Source organism: Duffyella sp. Ts4, from assembly GCF_051851875.1.
Lineage (GTDB): Bacteria > Pseudomonadota > Gammaproteobacteria > Enterobacterales > Enterobacteriaceae > Duffyella > Duffyella gerundensis.
The window spans coordinates 195,763-210,487 of sequence record NZ_JBLYPN010000004.1; the positions used below are offsets into that span (position 1 = coordinate 195,763).

Here is a 14,725-nt window from a genome sequence, read left to right on the forward strand (position 1 = left end):
CGACGCCCCGCGCTACAGCCGCATCAGCTGGCGAAACGCTTTGACTTTGCCGCGGCTGACCGGCACCTGAAACGGCAGGTCGTGCAGCTTCAGAATGTAGGTATTGTTAAACCAGGGTTCGATCTCGCGAATCTTGGTTAAATTAACGCAGTAGGAGCGGTGGCAGCGGAAAAAATGGTTTTCCGGCAGCTTACTGCAGAACGCCGTGATGTTCATCGACATCACATATTCCTCTTTGCGGGTATAAACGAACGTCAGCTTCTCGTGCGCTTCGATATAGTAAATATCGTCGATATCGGTGACGATAATCCGCTCATCTTTCGCTAAATTCACCGTTTGCGGCACCGAAGGCGCTCCGCTGTTGCTGCCCGACTGCTGCTGTTGCCAGCTCGCTTCCAGTTTATGCAGCATCGTGACAATCCGCGCCTCATGATAAGGCTTCAGGATGTAGTCAAACGCCTCCAGTTCAAACGCCTCGACCGCATGCTCTTTCCACGCGGTGATAAACACAATCAACGGCTTGTGCGCAAACTGGTTGACGCTTTGCGCCAGCAGCACGCCATCCATCGACGGAATATTGATATCGAGAAAAATCACATCCACGCGATGATGGTGCAGATAGCGCAACACCTCCATGCCATCGTCAAAACGCGCAACCACGTCGATATTGCTGTGCTGCTCAATCAGCCAGCTTAGTTCCTGCTGGGCCAGAAATTCATCTTCAACAATAATGGCTTTCAACGTCGTCGGTTCCGTTTCAGTTATTCAGAAAAAAGTTATGTTCCGGCAGCAGCTGGCCATTTTTCGACAGCGTAAAGGCGATCTCCGTGCCGGGATTCAGACGACTGATCTCCAGCCCTGCACCATACAGCAGCTTGACGCGATGATGTACGTTGAGCAGGCCAATCTTGTTGCCCGGCATCTCATTGTTTGCCACGCGGGCGATCACATCATCGCTGATGCCGTTGCCCGTATCACGCACCGCAACGCGCACGCGATTGCCCAGATCGTGCACCATGATGGTCACCACGCCTTTGCCGCGGCAGGGCTGAATGCCGTGCACAATGGCATTTTCCACCAGCGGCTGAATCAACAGGCTGGGAATGGTGCAGCTGACCTCTTCATCTATGTCATAAATCACGCTGAGTTTGTCACCAAATCGCGCCTGCTCAATGGCGATATAATCCTTGATTTGCCACAGCTCTTTTTTGATATCGATGCTTTCATCATCATTTAATTCAAGGTTATAGCGCAGGTAACGCGATAAGTTGATGATCAGCTGGCGCGCGGTATCGGGATTCAGTCGCACCGACACGGAAATCGCATTCAGCGCGTTAAACAGAAAGTGTGGATTGATTTTGCTCTGTAACGCCCGCAGTTCGGCCTTGTTCGCCATCTCACGCAGCTGCTCCGCGCGCGACACTTCAAGCTGGGTGGAAATCAGCTGCGACAGCCCTACCGCCATCTCTTTTAGCGTCCAGGTAATGCGATGCGCGTGACGATAATAAATTTTCAGCGTGCCGGTGACTTCCCCTTTTTCCCACAGCGGAATCACAATCATTGAATGAATGTCCGGCGTGCGGTGCGCCTCATCGTTGTTTTTGATAATGATTTTTCCGCTGCCGATCGCCTGCGCGGTGGTCGGGCTGATGCCTTCGTCGCCATCGTGATAGTTTTGTTCGCCATAGCCGACGTAAGCCAGAATCTGGTGCGTGTTGGTGATCGCCACCGCATCGGCGTTGATGTCGTGACGAATAATGTCACACACTTTACGCAGCGATTCGCTGTTGATCTGCCGAAACAACGGCAGCGTTTTATTGGCGATCTCCAGCGCCAGCTTGGCCTGACGGGCGGCAATCGCTTCTTTTTCGCCCTCAACGCTCTGCACCAGCAGCACGATCAGGCCAATACTGGAAGCGCCAAGGATCATCGGCAGCGCAATGTCTGAGACGATCTCCAGCCCCAGCGACCGTGGTTTTGCCCACAGCACAATCAGCAGCATGGTCAGCGATTCACACAGCATGCCGCCGACAATGCCCACGCTCCAGCGCTGATTTTTAGGGATTTTAAGGTGGATCCAGCCTGAAACCAGGCCAGCAATAATGCTGGTAATCAGGCAGGGAATCGACGTGACGCCATCGATATCGATCAGATAGCGATGCAGCCCGGCGATGACGCCGGTGGTGATGCCGACCCATGGGCCAAACAGGATGCCGCCGGACATGACGGCGATAACGCGAACATTGAGCAGCGAGCCATCAACGTTAATGCCGGACCAGGTGCTGAACAGCGCAAACAACGAGAAAATGGCGGTGACCGCCATTTTTTCCTGGCGCGAATGCCCCTCTTTTTGCAGCAGCTGACGAAACTGGCGCGTGCGCGTCATAAAAAACAGGCAGATCAGCATCAGCGCGGCGCGGTCTAATACCGCCAATAACATTTCAAAGTGGGTTTGCACAAAGATTCCGGCATAGAGAAGCGTAAGGGCCATGATAAAAAATGCACGCGCCGGGCGCCAGCGCACAATGGCAGCGAATGCAGTTTCCACGCGCCATATCAATCCGAAGGCGGTTTCATCTCTTCAATAAGAGGAAATCCTGGCGAGAAAAAGGGGATTAAGTGGAATAACTTGTTTTGATTACAACATACATAAATATAGCATCGGCATCGGCATCGGCATCGGCATCGGTCATTCAGTCCACACAGCATCAGCATGATGAGTTACTGCGGCGATCACGGTAACCGGCTGACAAAAGGGCTACGCTGTTTAGCCGACCTTACGCCAGTGGTGCTGCCAGCGTGCGTTGGAGAGTAATGACAATTCTGGTGCGTTAATCCGGCACGCTTGCTGGTTACGCTATCGCTGTTTTCCGGTTTTCAGGATGAGACTATGTACTTAACTACCAAGCGGCTAAAAATAAACCGCCTGCACAATACCGACTGGCCGCTGTTTCAACGGTTACATCAGGATCCGCGCACCATGGAGTGGATCGGTGACGTGCCTGATGACGACGATCTACAGCAGCGCTTTACCAGCCGGCTGGCACCGTGGCTCAAAACCAGTTTTCATATGCTCTGCGTGGTGCTGACGGTGAAAGCCACCGGCGAAGCGATAGGCATGATGGGCGTCAACGCCGAATGGAAGCCCTATGCTCAGGCGGAAATTGGTTACACCTTGCTGCCGCACGTCTGCGGACAGGGCTATGGCAGCGAAGCGCTGGCAGCGGTATGCGATTTCCTGCTGAATGAGTGTGAGTTTCACAAGCTGAAAGCGTCAGTGGTGGAAGGCAACTGGGCATCGCGGCGTATTCTGGAGAAAAACGGTTTTCTGCTGGAGGGCACGCTGCGCGATAATTACCTGCTGCGTGGCGAATGGGTCAACGACTGGGTTTTTGGGCGACTCAACGCACGGGCTTAAAAAAAAGCGTGACGGTCTCTCGACAATTTTGTTGCGACTACGTTATGGTTTTGACGATCGCTCAGGCGATCCACGTCGCTCGGACGGTCCGGGCGCTAACGTAATCCAGAGGACATCATGGCTGATAACAGTTCGTCTCGTCGTTTTTCCCGCATTGAACGCTTGCCCCCTTACGTATTCAACATTACCGCTGAACTGAAAATGGCTGCGCGTCGGCGCGGCGAAGACATCATCGATTTTTCCATGGGCAATCCTGATGGCCCAACGCCGCCGCACATCGTTGAGAAGCTGTGTCAGGTTGCCCAGCGTGACGATACCCACGGCTATTCCACTTCACGCGGCATTCCTCGTCTGCGTCGCGCCATCGCAAAATGGTATGGCGAGCGCTACGACGTGGAGATCGACCCGGAAACGGAAGCGATTGTCACTATCGGCTCGAAAGAGGGGCTGGCGCACCTGATGCTGGCGACGCTGGATCACGGTGATACCGTGCTGGTGCCCAATCCCAGCTACCCCATTCATATTTACGGCGCGGTAATTGCCGGTGCGCAGGTCCGTTCGGTGCCGCTGGTGGCAGGCGTCGATTTCTTTAACGAGCTGGAGCGCGCGATCCGGGAAAGCTATCCAAAACCGAAAATGATGATCCTCGGCTTCCCGTCGAATCCTACCGCGCAGTGTGTCGAGCTCGATTTCTTTGAACGCGTGATAGCGCTGGCGAAACAGTACAACGTGCTGGTGATCCACGATCTCGCCTATGCCGATATCGTTTACGACGGCTGGAAAGCGCCGTCGATCATGCAGGTTCCCGGCGCCCGGGACGTGGCGGTAGAGTTCTTTACGCTATCAAAAAGCTACAATATGGCGGGCTGGCGTATCGGCTTTATGGTCGGTAATCCTGAGCTGGTGGCGGCGCTGGCCCGCATCAAAAGCTATCACGATTACGGCACCTTCACGCCGCTACAGGTGGCAGCGATTGCCGCGCTGGAAGGCGATCAGCAGTGTGTGCGCGATATCGCCGAACAGTACAAGCGGCGGCGCGACGTACTGGTGAAAGGACTGCACGAAGCGGGCTGGATGGTAGATATGCCCAAAGCATCAATGTACGTCTGGGCAAAAATTCCTGATCACTATGCGCATCTCGGCTCGCTGGAGTTTGCCAAACTGCTGCTGCAGGAGGCGAAGGTTTGCGTGTCGCCGGGCGTCGGCTTCGGCGATTACGGCGATACGCACGTTCGCTTTGCGCTGATTGAAAACAGTGACCGAATTCGTCAGGCGGTACGCGGCATCAAGGCGATGTTTCGGGCAGAGGGTATTTTGCCGGGCAAAACGGACGCGGCGGAATAGCCAAAAAAAGGCGACCCGTGGGTCGCCTTTTTTATCACAGATGATCACAGCATCAGCAGAAACGTGCCGAGCCACAGCAACAGGAAGAAAGAGAGTCCCATCAGCGCATATTTCATCACACACTCCTCTTAATGATGGCGGCCAAAACGAACGTACCTCCCGGAAAAAACGCTAACGTGCTCAGTCTCGTCTGAACCGCATGTGCCCGTTTTGCTCAGGGCGGGAGCGGCAGCTAATTTACCCGTCGACGTCAGAAAAATAAATAGCGCAATCAGGGCGCGTCAATCGACGGAACAACCGACATGCCCACCCGCAGCTGCGCCGTATCGGGCTGATGAGCATCCAGCACAATTTTCACCGGCAGGCGTTGTACTACCTTCGTATAGTTTCCGGTCGCATTGTCTGGCGAGAGCGCGGAAAAGGTGGCGCCGGTGGCGGGCGCAATGCTGTCGACGTGGCCGTGGAAGGTTTTGCCCGGCAGCGCATCCACGCGAATCGATACCGGCTGGCCCGGATGTACATCACGCAGCTGCGTTTCCAGATAGTTCGCCATGATCCACGTCTCCTGCAGCGGCACCACCGCCAACAGACGTGTGCCCGCGCTGACATAGGCTCCCTGACGCACTGCGCGCTGGCCAACCATGCCATCGATTGGCGCAACGATGCGCGTATAGGAAAGGTTCAGCGTCGCCTGATCAACATTCGCCTGGGCGGCCGCGCTGTCCGCCTCCGCCTGACGCACCGCAGCCTGCAACACGCCAACCTGCTTTTGCGCCGCGCTCAGCGCCGCCTGCGCCTGCTGCACGCTGGCAGCAGATGAACGCATGGTTGAGCTCGCTTTTTCCTGTTCGTCCGCGGTCGCGGTGCCGCTTTGCAACAGTCGGCGATAGCGTGCGGCATTCTGCCCGGCGTACTGCGCGGTCGCCTGGCTGGCGAGCAGGGCGGCCTTTGCCTCGTCGATGTTTGCCTGCTGCTGCTCCAGCTGCGCCAGTGCGCTAATATGCCGCGCCTCGCTGACCTGTAAATTTGCCCTCGCGGTTTCCAGCGCCACGCGATAATCGCGATCGTCCAGCGTGGCGAGAATATCGCCCGCCTTGACCTGCTGGTTATCGCGCACGTTTACCGTGGCGACATAGCCTGAGACTTTCGGCGCAACCAGTGTGTAATCCGCGGTAACCCAGGCGTCATCGGTGCGGCGATCGTGTTGATTGATGGCGTGCCAGATCGCCCAGCCGATCAGCAGCAGAATTATCAGCAGGCCCAGCAGCAGCGCGCTGCGCCGTGTTGTCGTCATCGCAGACATAATCAGATTCTCGTTTTCGTGGTAGAAGAATTAAGTAAAGTTTGTGGCGGCCAGACGCGGCGCGGCAGCAGGGCGGTGAGCAGGATCAGCAGCGCCGCAAAACCGATCAGCATCAGGTAGCTGTCGCTAATGCCCAACACCAGCGCCTGATGTTTCACCATGCTGGCAAACTGGCTGAGATTTTCGCCGGAACTTACGCTGCCATCGGCCAGAAAAGGCTGCGAACCGCTGGCGCTGGCGCCGCTTTCAGCGCTGAGCAGCCAGGGCTTTTGCGCCGCCGCGTTCAGCAACACATTGGAGTGAAACTGCTCACGATGGCTCAGAAACCACTCCACCAGCGTGCCTGCGGCAATGCTGGAGAAACCCCGTACGGTATTAAACATCGCCGAGGCGAAAGGCCCTTCTGGCGGTGCCACCACGCTGGTCGCGGTCATCAGAATCGGCAGAATAATCATCGGCTGGCCCAGCGCCTGCATCGCCTGAATCAGCCAGAAATTGGTGCGCGCCCAGTCGCTGGTGATCTGCGTGCCGAGCAGGCAGGAACCGGCAATCAGCGTGGCACCAGCGATCAGCATCCAGCGGCAGTCGATCCAGCGGATATTCAACAAGGCAGCCAGCAGTGGCGCCACGAGCAGCTGCGGCAGGCCGATAGTCAGCGCCAGCGGCGCAAATTGCACGGTGCGAAAACCAGAGACCTGCGCCAGGTAGCCCGACGGCAACGCTGAACCGGAGAGTGTCAGCACCAGCACCGCCGATAATCCGATCAGGCCGAAGCTGAGATTGCGGCGTGACAACATCTGCAGCTTAAACAGCGGCAGCGGGTGAAACCATTCATTGATGGCAAACACCGTCAGGCAGGCCAGCGAGGCCAGCAACAGGCCGCTGTAGAGCGGTGAGTCGAACCAGTCGAGCCGCTCGCCCTGCGTCAGCGCCAGAATCAGCATAGCGATGCCGGCGCTGCCGGTGACCATGCCAAACAGATCCATCTGGCGAAAACGCTCATAGCGCGTCGGATCCTGCGGAATGCCCCAGCCGGTCAGCAAGCAGGCGATCAGCATCGGCGGGATCACCTGCCAGAACACAAACTGCCAGCCGACGCTGTCGGTCCACAGCGCCGCCAGCGAGGCGGCCATATTTGGGCCAAAGGTGGCGGTCAGCGCGTAGGCACTGAGGCCAAACAGCTTGATCGGCGGCGGCAAAAAGCGCAGTGCCACGGTCATCAACATCGGCGGCAGCGCACCGCCAAACAGCCCCTGCAGCGCGCGCAGAGCGATCAGCAGCGTGCCGTTGGGCGCGAACGGCAGCAGCGCGCCGATCAGCGCAAAGCCCAGCGAAACGGTGAGCGTAAAGCGACGCAGCGAGAAGGTGACGGCGAACCAGGGTGCCAGCATCATCGCTGCGACTTCCGCCGCCTGATAGGCGGAGACCAGCCAGCTGCCGGTGGCGTAATCGATGCCGGTCGCGGCGCGCAGATCCGCCAGCGCCATATCGCTAACGCGATCGTTAAGGCCGGAAGTAAGGGCGGCAATCAGCACACCAAGCAAGCCCATCGCCAGACGAAAGGTAAAAGGATGCGGCGCAGGCGGTGTGGGCGCAGCAGGGGATGTTGTCATTTATTGATGCAGTGTATTGCTATGTGATACAGCCGGAGTTTACAGTGTGGTCTGGTGTATTGCAATGTGATACATGCTGCTTACGCTGAAAAAAAACGCTACAGTGATGCCGCCTCATAAGTAAGGAAACGACACGATGAAGGATACTGGTTCCACCCGAGATGATGAGAGAGGCGGCGGCATTCAGGTGATCGCGCGCGCTGCAAAAATATTGAATGCGGTAGGCGATCGGCCTGGCGGCATGAGCCTCGGCGAAATTGCCCAGGCGGTTGATCTGCCACGATCCACCGTGCAGCGAATCGTTGCCGCGCTGGAGTCGGCACAGCTGATACGCAGCTACGGCGCGGGCGCCGTGCGTCTCGGCCCGGCGCTGCTGCGCCTGATCAATAACGTGCACAGCGACATGATTGAGATCTCCCGCCCGGCGCTGGATGCGCTCTGCCACGCCACCAATGAAACGGTGTCGCTGGCGCGACCCAGTGGCACGCAGCTGGCTATCGTTCATCATGTCGTCGCGTCGCGTGAACTGCGAGTGGTACCGCGCATGGGGCTGAATCTGCCGCTTTACAGCACTTCTGGTGGCCGTGCGCTGCTGGCGCTGGAGCGCGATGAAGATGTGCGCACCATGGTGGGTGAAGCCTATGCTGAACTCACCGAAAAAACCGTAAAAACCCTGCCTGAGCTGCTAAACCTGATTGGGGAGGTGCGTAAAAGCGGCATCTCTTACGATCGCGGTGAAACGCTGGAAGGCATTTCAACCATGGCAGTGGCGCTGGATACGCTGTTTGGGCGTTTTTCCATTTCGTTGCTGGTGCCTTCCGCGCGTTTTCAGAAAAACGAAGCGCTTTACCAGGTTGAAATATTGCGCTGCAAAGAGGCGCTTATGCGCGAAATTGGCAAAATTACCATCAGCGAACAGTGAGGTTGCGACGATGAAAACCCTGATATTGGCCGTCGATAACAGTCCGGTGGCGAAAAAAGTGACCGGTCTGGCAGGCGAACAGGCGCTGGCGCAGCAGGCCAGCGTGCTGGTGTTGTGCTGTGTCGATCCCACCTATTCTTCCTGCAATGAGCCGTTTGAAATTGATGCCGGTGAAGATCCCGGTGACTTTGGCGCGGCGCTGGATGAGCAAAACACCGCAGAGATGGTGGTGCGCCACGCACTGGCGGCGCTGTTTCGCGACGGCGTTAAGGCGCGCGGCGTCGTGATTGCCGGAGATGCGGCGGAAACCATCGTCAGCCAGGCCAATAAATATCAGGCCAGCATGATTATTATGGGACGCCGCCACCTGTCGCCATTCAATCGTCTGCTGAAAGGGTCAGTCAGCGCGGCGGTGATTGAGCGGGCGCACTGCCCGGTGCTGGTGGATGTGCGCGCCTGATGTAAACAAAAAAGCTGTGCCATAAAAAAAGCCCGCTCAGCGCGGGCATCAAGGTCAGTATAGCTTTATTTTTATTGGTAATTCCTGGTGTGGCGCTCTCTTCTTTGCTTCTTGGCGCTATCTTCGCAAGATCTCATCAATAGCACCAGCCGTTTAAAATGATTGATTCAATCGGTGTAAGCTTGGAAAAAACCGGACAACGCCGATGTTTTCCACCCTGTGGCGCATTTACACTCCCTCGCATTCAATGAGGATAAAATAATGAAAAAATCAGTTATTAGCGCAGTTGCGCTTTTATTACTGGCGGGATGTACCGCCAACAAGCCAGGCGCTTTTGAACGTATAGACGAAGACACCACTGCGCATACGGTGCAATACCGCTTTGATCCAGCGCGGGTGAATAATGATGCGATGCAGGTAGATTTGTCACAATATTGCAGCGAGCGGGGATTTGATAAAGTGGATTCTTTACCGTCGCAGGACAGCCATATTCCCGGACTGAAGAAGACCTGGTATCAATGTAATTACGCGATTAAAAGCTAAAAAAAGAGGCGGGAAAAATTCCCGCCTTAATGTTTTTATTTTTATATTGCTGTGTGTACTCTTTGCCCGTGGGTTTTTAGCCCTTATTGTTTTATCCGTTACCAGCCGCGATGATGGCCGCCGTGGTGATGTCCACCATGATGATGGTCCCAACCCCGATCGACAATACATCCGCTTAATGTGCTAACCGTCGCAACGACAAATAGCATTTTTACTATTCTGTTCATCTCATCGTCCTCTTGCTTGCTTCTGCCGGTAACGTTACGCAATAAAAGTGGAGAAAAGATGTATGTAATGTAGATATAGCGAATAAGATATGTGGAAATATGTCAAAATAAAGGGGGGAGTTATTAAGAGGGCAAGGTGAATAGGAATGCACTTAATATATTGTCAGCATAAAGCGATTAATCCGAAAAGCAAGTAAAAAGAGATTATCATTCGCATCTGATTTAGCACTATATTTAATGGCTACGCCAATATTGAGGAGTAAACATGGAATATAAGGTTGAGCACGAGTTGGCCTTGCAGGCCGAGCTGGGAGAATGTCCGCTGTGGTCGGTGAAAGAGCAGAAACTCTGGCTGGTCGATATTCTGGCGCCTGCCATTCATCGCTACGATCCGGCCAGCGGCGAGCTGGAGAGTTTTGCCCTGCCGGAAGAGGTAGGCTGCATCGGCCTGCGGGAAGAGGGTGGACTGATTGCGGCACTGCGCAGCGGCGTCTGGTTGCTGGATGAGCAGTGTCGGCCACTGCGTAAGGTTGCCGATAATCCCGGCGAGGCGAGCAAAAGTCGCTTCAACGATGGCCGCGTCGATCATTTTGGCCGCTTCTGGTGTGGCAGCCTGTGGGAACCGCAGGATCGCGACGGTGGCAAACTCTGCCGCGTCGACAGCGATTACCAATTGCATGTCATCGACGAGGTAAAAATCTCCAACGGGCTGGCATTTTCCCCGGATCGCCGCTGGATGTACCACAGCGATACGCCACATGGCGTGCTCTATCGTTATCCACTCGACCCCGACACCGGCGAGCACGGCCCACGTGAAGTGTTCCGGCATTTTGATGCACAGGGCGGTCAGCCTGATGGCGCAGCGGTCGATAGCGAAGGATTTTACTGGTCGGCGCAATTTGATGGTGGGCGTGTGGTGCGGGTCGATCCGGCTACGGCTGAAATCGTCGATGAAATCACGCTGCCGGTGCGCTGGCCGACCATGGTGGCGTTTGGCGGACCCGATCTGAAAACGCTTTATATCACCAGTTCGCGTGAAAATCGCACCGAAGAAGAGCTGGCAACCTATCCGCTCTCCGGCGATCTGTTTGCCGTCAGGGTTGATGTGGCCGGTGTGGCCGAGCCGTGCTTTATCTCGCTGAAAAAATAACGCCGCCGTCAGGCGACGAGAAGAGAAGAGGGCGCCGCGGCGCCCTTTTTTTATCCGCGCTGCAATAGGGGTTGGGCATGACGTTCGCGAGCCGGCTGACGTATCAGCAGCGACATCGCCAGCGACAGGGTAAGCAACGTGGCGATCAAACTGAAGATCACGGTAAAGCCACCGAACAGCGAGGCGATCAGCGAGCCGAGCACGCTGCCAATACCAAAGCCCAGATAGATAACGCCATAGTTTTTGGTCAGGTTATTCAGGCCGAAAAAGTCGCTGACCAGCGAAGGATAAACGGTGATGGTGCCGCCAAAGCTGAAGGCCACGCAGGCGACTGACAGATAGAAGCTGGTTTCATTCATCTGGGTAAACAGCAGCAGGCTCATGCCCGCCAGTGAAACAATCTGCGCCAGTGAAATCACGCGAATGCGCGCCATTTTATCCGAGAGCACGCCCAGCACCAGACGTCCGCTGAGGTTGGCAATAGCAATCACCGTTACCGCATTGGCCGCCGTCTGGCTGGTTAAGTGCACCAGGCTTTCGCCGATATCCTTGGCCACACCAATAATGTACAGGCCGCTCATGCAGGCGGTAAGAAACATCAACGCCAGCATCCAGTACTGCGGCAGGCGCATCGATTCGGCCAGCGTATAGTCGCGCGTCGTGCCCAGCGCGTTTTGCGTCGGCTGCTGTGCCGGCGCATCGGTCATCATCAGCGCGCCAATAATGATCATCGTCATTGCCATCGCGCCCCAGATAATAAAGGTATTCTCCAGGCTGGTAACGCTGAGCAGATAGCCGCAGATAAACTTGAAGCCGAGGCTTCCCAGGCCGTAGGCGCCAATGGCGCAGGCGGAAATGACCCCTTTGCGCTCCGGAAACCATTTCACGCAGTTCGACAGGCTCATCAGATAACCGGCGCCATCCGCCAGGCCGACCAGCACACCGGCGCTGAGCCATAACAGATAGATATTGCTGGCGTGCGCGGTGAGGTAAAAGCCAATCGCCATCAGGATACCGGCGCCAATGGCGACGTTACGCACGCCAAAACGCTCCTGCAGCTTTCCCGCCACCGAGGAGGCGATCGCCAGCCCGAGGCTAAGCAGACCAAACGAAAAGGCCACCTGACTGATCGGTTCGTCGAGCTTGGCCGAAAGCTTGCCGTTGAACAGGCTCCAGGTGTAAACCGAGCCAAGGGCAAACTGCATGACCACCGTGCCGGCTAAGGTCAGCCAACGGGTGCGGCTCGTAAAGGGTGCTGTTGATGTGCTCATTGCATCTCCCCCATGCGGGAATCATTAAATTGCCCTCAGCCTACCCGTCACGCACGCGCATGGCAGAAATGACGCCATGAATCGCCCTCAGCAGGGAATGAACTGCCGTAATTTCGGCATGAACGGCTTTTTTCAGTAAATTCTTAAAATGGCTATGCTTCATGGAGAGCAGTAAAGATTGCTAGCGATAAGTGGTTAATATCACGGCGTTTTTGCTAGCAATGCGCTGGATAAGTTTTTTATAGTGAATTACGCGGCAGCGGAATCAGGGTTACATAATGTTTCTACTGGTACGCCGTTTTTGCACGGTCAAAAATGCTGTGCCAGGCTTTATATTCATCCAACGAGGAGGAAATATGAAAGACCGGGCATATGAATCCACTTCCAGTGAGGACGAGGTCTGCTGTTTAATCGGTCAGGCTGTGATTGAGCTTAGCGATGAACATCAGCCGGTTAACAAATCGACGCTCTCTTTAAAGCTATTGTCGATGGCTGACCGCGACCGTGACGACGACCGGGTTTTACTCTACTGGATAGCCCGCAAGGCGATTACGCAACCCTATAAGCTCAACATTGGTGTTTCCCGCTGGGCGCAACAGGCCCAATAGAGGAAGGGGCGGACAGCATCTGTCCGCCCGTAATGCCGCATGTTTCCGCTTTTCCGCTGTAAACTTCTTCAATGCACTTACTCTCCGGCAGAATCCCGTCACTGTAGTTTTCCTGAACTATGCTTACCTCCCATTCGCGAAAACGTGGTCGTGCTGCATCCGCTCTCTGCGGAACAGGCGCCATTGATTGCCAACCTCGCGTTGGCCTAAGAGGAGAACATGATGACGACTTCCCATCGCCCCTTTCCACCGCAACCCGAGCAGCAACAAGAGTGGCCGGGCACCACGGCTGATATGCAGCCGACGCCGGATCATGGCGAAACGAGTTATCAGGGCAGCGGACGTTTGCAGGGCAAAAAGGCGCTGATTACCGGCGGTGATTCTGGTATTGGCCGTGCGGTGGCCATCGCCTATGCGCGTGAAGGCGCGGATGTGCTGATCAGCTACTACAACGAACATGAAGATGCGCAGGACACCGCGCGTTTGATTGAAGAGGCGGGTCAAAAAGCCGTGCTGGTGCCGGGCGATATCACCTCGGCGGAACACTGCCGGCATCTGGTATCACAGGCGGTGGATGCTTTTGGCAAAATCGATATTTTGGTCAACAACGCTGCTTTTCAGCAGACGCGTCAGTCGCTGGAAGAGATCAGCGACGATGAGTTCGATCGCACCATGAAAACCAATCTCTATAGCCTGTTCTGGATCACCAAGGCTGCGGTGACACATATGCCAAAAGGCAGCGTGATCATCAATACTGCTTCGGTGAATGCCGATCGTCCGGTGCCGACGCTACTTGCCTATTCCGCAACCAAAGCGGCGATCATTAACTTTTCCGGCAGTTTTGCCGCGCTGCTGGCAGAAAAAGGCATTCGATCCAACGTGGTTGCGCCGGGTCCGATCTGGACGCCGCTGATTCCGGCCACGATGACCGCAGAAGATGTGAAGCATGATGGTGAATCGGTACCGATGAAACGTGCCGGTCAGCCTGCGGAACTCGCTTCTTCTTACGTCATGTTGGCCAGCGATGACGCCAGCTATATTTCAGGCGCAACGATTGCGGTAACCGGCGGCGCGCCGTTTATCTGATTGGGAAAATGCGTTTTACTCTGGGTAAAGTTGACTGCTGAAGCGGTGTTTTATTGCGCGGGATAGGGCAGGCGAAAAAATTGCCTCTGCAGGTGGAAATCCACGAACACCTCCAGAGGCGATGCAAAGCATCATTCGTTATGTGTGATGAATCATCACCCGGCAAACTTATACAAAACACGATGATTTGTACAATTATGATTTGGCTAAAGAGGCTGATCGGAGGTGTATATAAAATGCTTCTTTTGCGGATTTTTACAACATTTTGCAGGATTAGGTCAGGATAACGCCGTTAAACCGCTGAATTTATCATCGGAGGCGCGTCAGACTGTTCTGTATTTGAATAACAGCCGTGGCAGTGTAAGAGCTTCAGGCAAGTTAGCTTGTGTTTCATTGCAATCGGCAATAGCACTTTTTATCCACGGCTTCATCTGTCAAGGATCGTCAGGATCCGTGGGATAGCCAATTCCTGTTAGCCTCAACGTCGCTATCGACTACGCTTAGATCACCTTTTCCAGTCAGGATCTTCTTTATGTCTTCGCAACCCGATTATGTTGAACCTCTCCCGGACGATGCTGAAATTCCCGCTTATGAAGACGATCTTCCCGAGGAAAGTGGAAGAGAGCAGCATAAAGAGCAATCTCAGCAGGCGTGATTTTTGCTGTCACTGGTCCTGTTTTTGATGACGCTGACAATGCGTGCGATCTCTGGATCGCACGCATTGTCAGTAAACTGCTAAGTTGATGAATCAGGCGAACCCTAATCTGTATCTGCTGATAA

15 protein-coding genes are annotated in these 14,725 nt (G+C 55.2%); 9 read left to right on the forward strand and 6 right to left on the reverse strand.

The annotated features are described in order from the left end of the window. Positions 1-12: 12 nt before the first annotated feature. Positions 13-741, reverse strand: a complete 729-nt coding sequence (locus tag ACJY2L_RS08625; RefSeq protein ID WP_225701450.1) for a LytR/AlgR family response regulator transcription factor — start codon at positions 739-741, stop codon at positions 13-15. Between the two features lie 16 nt (positions 742-757). Next, a complete protein-coding gene (locus ACJY2L_RS08630) occupies positions 758-2,440 on the reverse strand; it encodes a sensor histidine kinase (protein ID WP_272875004.1) in 1,683 nt (560 codons plus the stop codon). Positions 2,441-2,890: 450 nt separating this feature from the next. Here ACJY2L_RS08630 and ACJY2L_RS08635 point away from each other — a divergent pair, with 450 nt between their 5' ends. Together ACJY2L_RS08635 and alaC are read left to right on the forward strand one after the other, a co-directional pair. After that, positions 2,891-3,418: a GNAT family N-acetyltransferase gene (locus ACJY2L_RS08635; protein ID WP_439212558.1), complete on the forward strand. Its 528-nt coding sequence runs from the start codon at positions 2,891-2,893 to the stop codon at positions 3,416-3,418. A gap of 117 nt (positions 3,419-3,535) precedes the next feature. After that, entirely contained in the window at positions 3,536-4,762 is a 1,227-nt protein-coding gene (alaC, locus tag ACJY2L_RS08640; protein WP_439212557.1) for an alanine transaminase, read from the forward strand. 44 nt (positions 4,763-4,806) lie between these two features. Here alaC and ypdK read toward each other — a convergent pair whose 3' ends face one another. The 3 genes from ypdK to ACJY2L_RS08655 form a co-directional block, all read right to left on the reverse strand. Next, positions 4,807-4,878: a membrane protein YpdK gene (ypdK, locus tag ACJY2L_RS08645; RefSeq protein ID WP_157883924.1), complete on the reverse strand. Its 72-nt coding sequence runs from the start codon at positions 4,876-4,878 to the stop codon at positions 4,807-4,809. Positions 4,879-5,033: 155 nt separating this feature from the next. Beyond that, a complete protein-coding gene (locus tag ACJY2L_RS08650; protein WP_419190154.1) occupies positions 5,034-6,056 on the reverse strand; it encodes an efflux RND transporter periplasmic adaptor subunit in 1,023 nt (340 codons plus the stop codon). An 11-nt stretch (positions 6,057-6,067) separates the two neighbouring features. Beyond that, positions 6,068-7,678 (reverse strand): MFS transporter, encoded by a 1,611-nt coding sequence (locus ACJY2L_RS08655; RefSeq protein ID WP_439212556.1) that lies wholly within the window; start codon positions 7,676-7,678, stop codon positions 6,068-6,070. A 136-nt stretch (positions 7,679-7,814) separates the two neighbouring features. Between ACJY2L_RS08655 and ACJY2L_RS08660 the strand changes: the two genes are divergently transcribed. From ACJY2L_RS08660 to ACJY2L_RS08675, 4 genes are all read left to right on the forward strand, one after another. Continuing rightward, positions 7,815-8,600 (forward strand): IclR family transcriptional regulator, encoded by a 786-nt coding sequence (locus ACJY2L_RS08660; RefSeq protein WP_187487397.1) that lies wholly within the window; start codon positions 7,815-7,817, stop codon positions 8,598-8,600. A 10-nt stretch (positions 8,601-8,610) separates the two neighbouring features. Next, positions 8,611-9,060: a universal stress protein gene (locus tag ACJY2L_RS08665; protein WP_439212555.1), complete on the forward strand. Its 450-nt coding sequence runs from the start codon at positions 8,611-8,613 to the stop codon at positions 9,058-9,060. Between the two features lie 261 nt (positions 9,061-9,321). After that, complete coding sequence (locus ACJY2L_RS08670; RefSeq protein WP_187485615.1) at positions 9,322-9,603, forward strand: membrane lipoprotein lipid attachment site-containing protein; 282 nt, start codon at positions 9,322-9,324, stop codon at positions 9,601-9,603. A gap of 492 nt (positions 9,604-10,095) precedes the next feature. Beyond that, on the forward strand, positions 10,096-10,980 hold the full coding sequence (locus tag ACJY2L_RS08675) for an SMP-30/gluconolactonase/LRE family protein (protein WP_439212554.1): 885 nt from the start codon (positions 10,096-10,098) through the stop codon (positions 10,978-10,980). Positions 10,981-11,030: 50 nt separating this feature from the next. Here the strand turns inward: ACJY2L_RS08675 and ACJY2L_RS08680 are convergent, their stop codons facing one another. After that, positions 11,031-12,251, reverse strand: a complete 1,221-nt coding sequence (locus ACJY2L_RS08680) for an MFS transporter (protein ID WP_439212553.1) — start codon at positions 12,249-12,251, stop codon at positions 11,031-11,033. 356 nt (positions 12,252-12,607) lie between these two features. Here ACJY2L_RS08680 and ACJY2L_RS08685 point away from each other — a divergent pair, with 356 nt between their 5' ends. The 3 genes from ACJY2L_RS08685 to ACJY2L_RS08695 all read left to right on the forward strand — a co-directional run bounded on the left by ACJY2L_RS08685 (position 12,608) and on the right by ACJY2L_RS08695 (position 14,600). Further along, the gene (locus ACJY2L_RS08685; RefSeq protein WP_439212552.1) at positions 12,608-12,859 is read left to right on the forward strand and encodes a hypothetical protein; all 252 of its coding nucleotides are present in this window, start codon (positions 12,608-12,610) and stop codon (positions 12,857-12,859) included. 222 nt (positions 12,860-13,081) lie between these two features. Further along, on the forward strand, positions 13,082-13,945 hold the full coding sequence (locus ACJY2L_RS08690; RefSeq protein WP_439212676.1) for a glucose 1-dehydrogenase: 864 nt from the start codon (positions 13,082-13,084) through the stop codon (positions 13,943-13,945). A 532-nt stretch (positions 13,946-14,477) separates the two neighbouring features. Continuing rightward, positions 14,478-14,600, forward strand: a complete 123-nt coding sequence (locus ACJY2L_RS08695; RefSeq protein ID WP_439212551.1) for a hypothetical protein — start codon at positions 14,478-14,480, stop codon at positions 14,598-14,600. The last annotated feature ends 125 nt before the right edge of the window (positions 14,601-14,725 follow it).

What these genes read in the sequence shown, in the direction of transcription:
- ACJY2L_RS08660 (WP_187487397.1), top strand. Translation starts at nt 7,815, where the DNA reads ATGAAGGATACTGGTTCCACCCGAGATGATGAGAGAGGCGGCGGCATT.
- ACJY2L_RS08650 (WP_419190154.1), bottom strand. Translation starts at nt 6,056, where the DNA reads ATGACGACAACACGGCGCAGCGCGCTGCTGCTGGGCCTGCTGATAATT.
- ACJY2L_RS08680 (WP_439212553.1), bottom strand. Translation starts at nt 12,251, where the DNA reads ATGAGCACATCAACAGCACCCTTTACGAGCCGCACCCGTTGGCTGACC.
- ACJY2L_RS08630 (WP_272875004.1), bottom strand. Translation starts at nt 2,440, where the DNA reads ATGTTATTGGCGGTATTAGACCGCGCCGCGCTGATGCTGATCTGCCTG.
- ACJY2L_RS08685 (WP_439212552.1), top strand. Translation starts at nt 12,608, where the DNA reads ATGAAAGACCGGGCATATGAATCCACTTCCAGTGAGGACGAGGTCTGC.
- ACJY2L_RS08665 (WP_439212555.1), top strand. Translation starts at nt 8,611, where the DNA reads ATGAAAACCCTGATATTGGCCGTCGATAACAGTCCGGTGGCGAAAAAA.
- ACJY2L_RS08695 (WP_439212551.1), top strand. Translation starts at nt 14,478, where the DNA reads ATGTCTTCGCAACCCGATTATGTTGAACCTCTCCCGGACGATGCTGAA.
- ACJY2L_RS08635 (WP_439212558.1), top strand. Translation starts at nt 2,891, where the DNA reads ATGTACTTAACTACCAAGCGGCTAAAAATAAACCGCCTGCACAATACC.
- ACJY2L_RS08670 (WP_187485615.1), top strand. Translation starts at nt 9,322, where the DNA reads ATGAAAAAATCAGTTATTAGCGCAGTTGCGCTTTTATTACTGGCGGGA.
- ACJY2L_RS08690 (WP_439212676.1), top strand. Translation starts at nt 13,082, where the DNA reads ATGACGACTTCCCATCGCCCCTTTCCACCGCAACCCGAGCAGCAACAA.
- ACJY2L_RS08675 (WP_439212554.1), top strand. Translation starts at nt 10,096, where the DNA reads ATGGAATATAAGGTTGAGCACGAGTTGGCCTTGCAGGCCGAGCTGGGA.
- alaC (WP_439212557.1), top strand. Translation starts at nt 3,536, where the DNA reads ATGGCTGATAACAGTTCGTCTCGTCGTTTTTCCCGCATTGAACGCTTG.
- ACJY2L_RS08655 (WP_439212556.1), bottom strand. Translation starts at nt 7,678, where the DNA reads ATGACAACATCCCCTGCTGCGCCCACACCGCCTGCGCCGCATCCTTTT.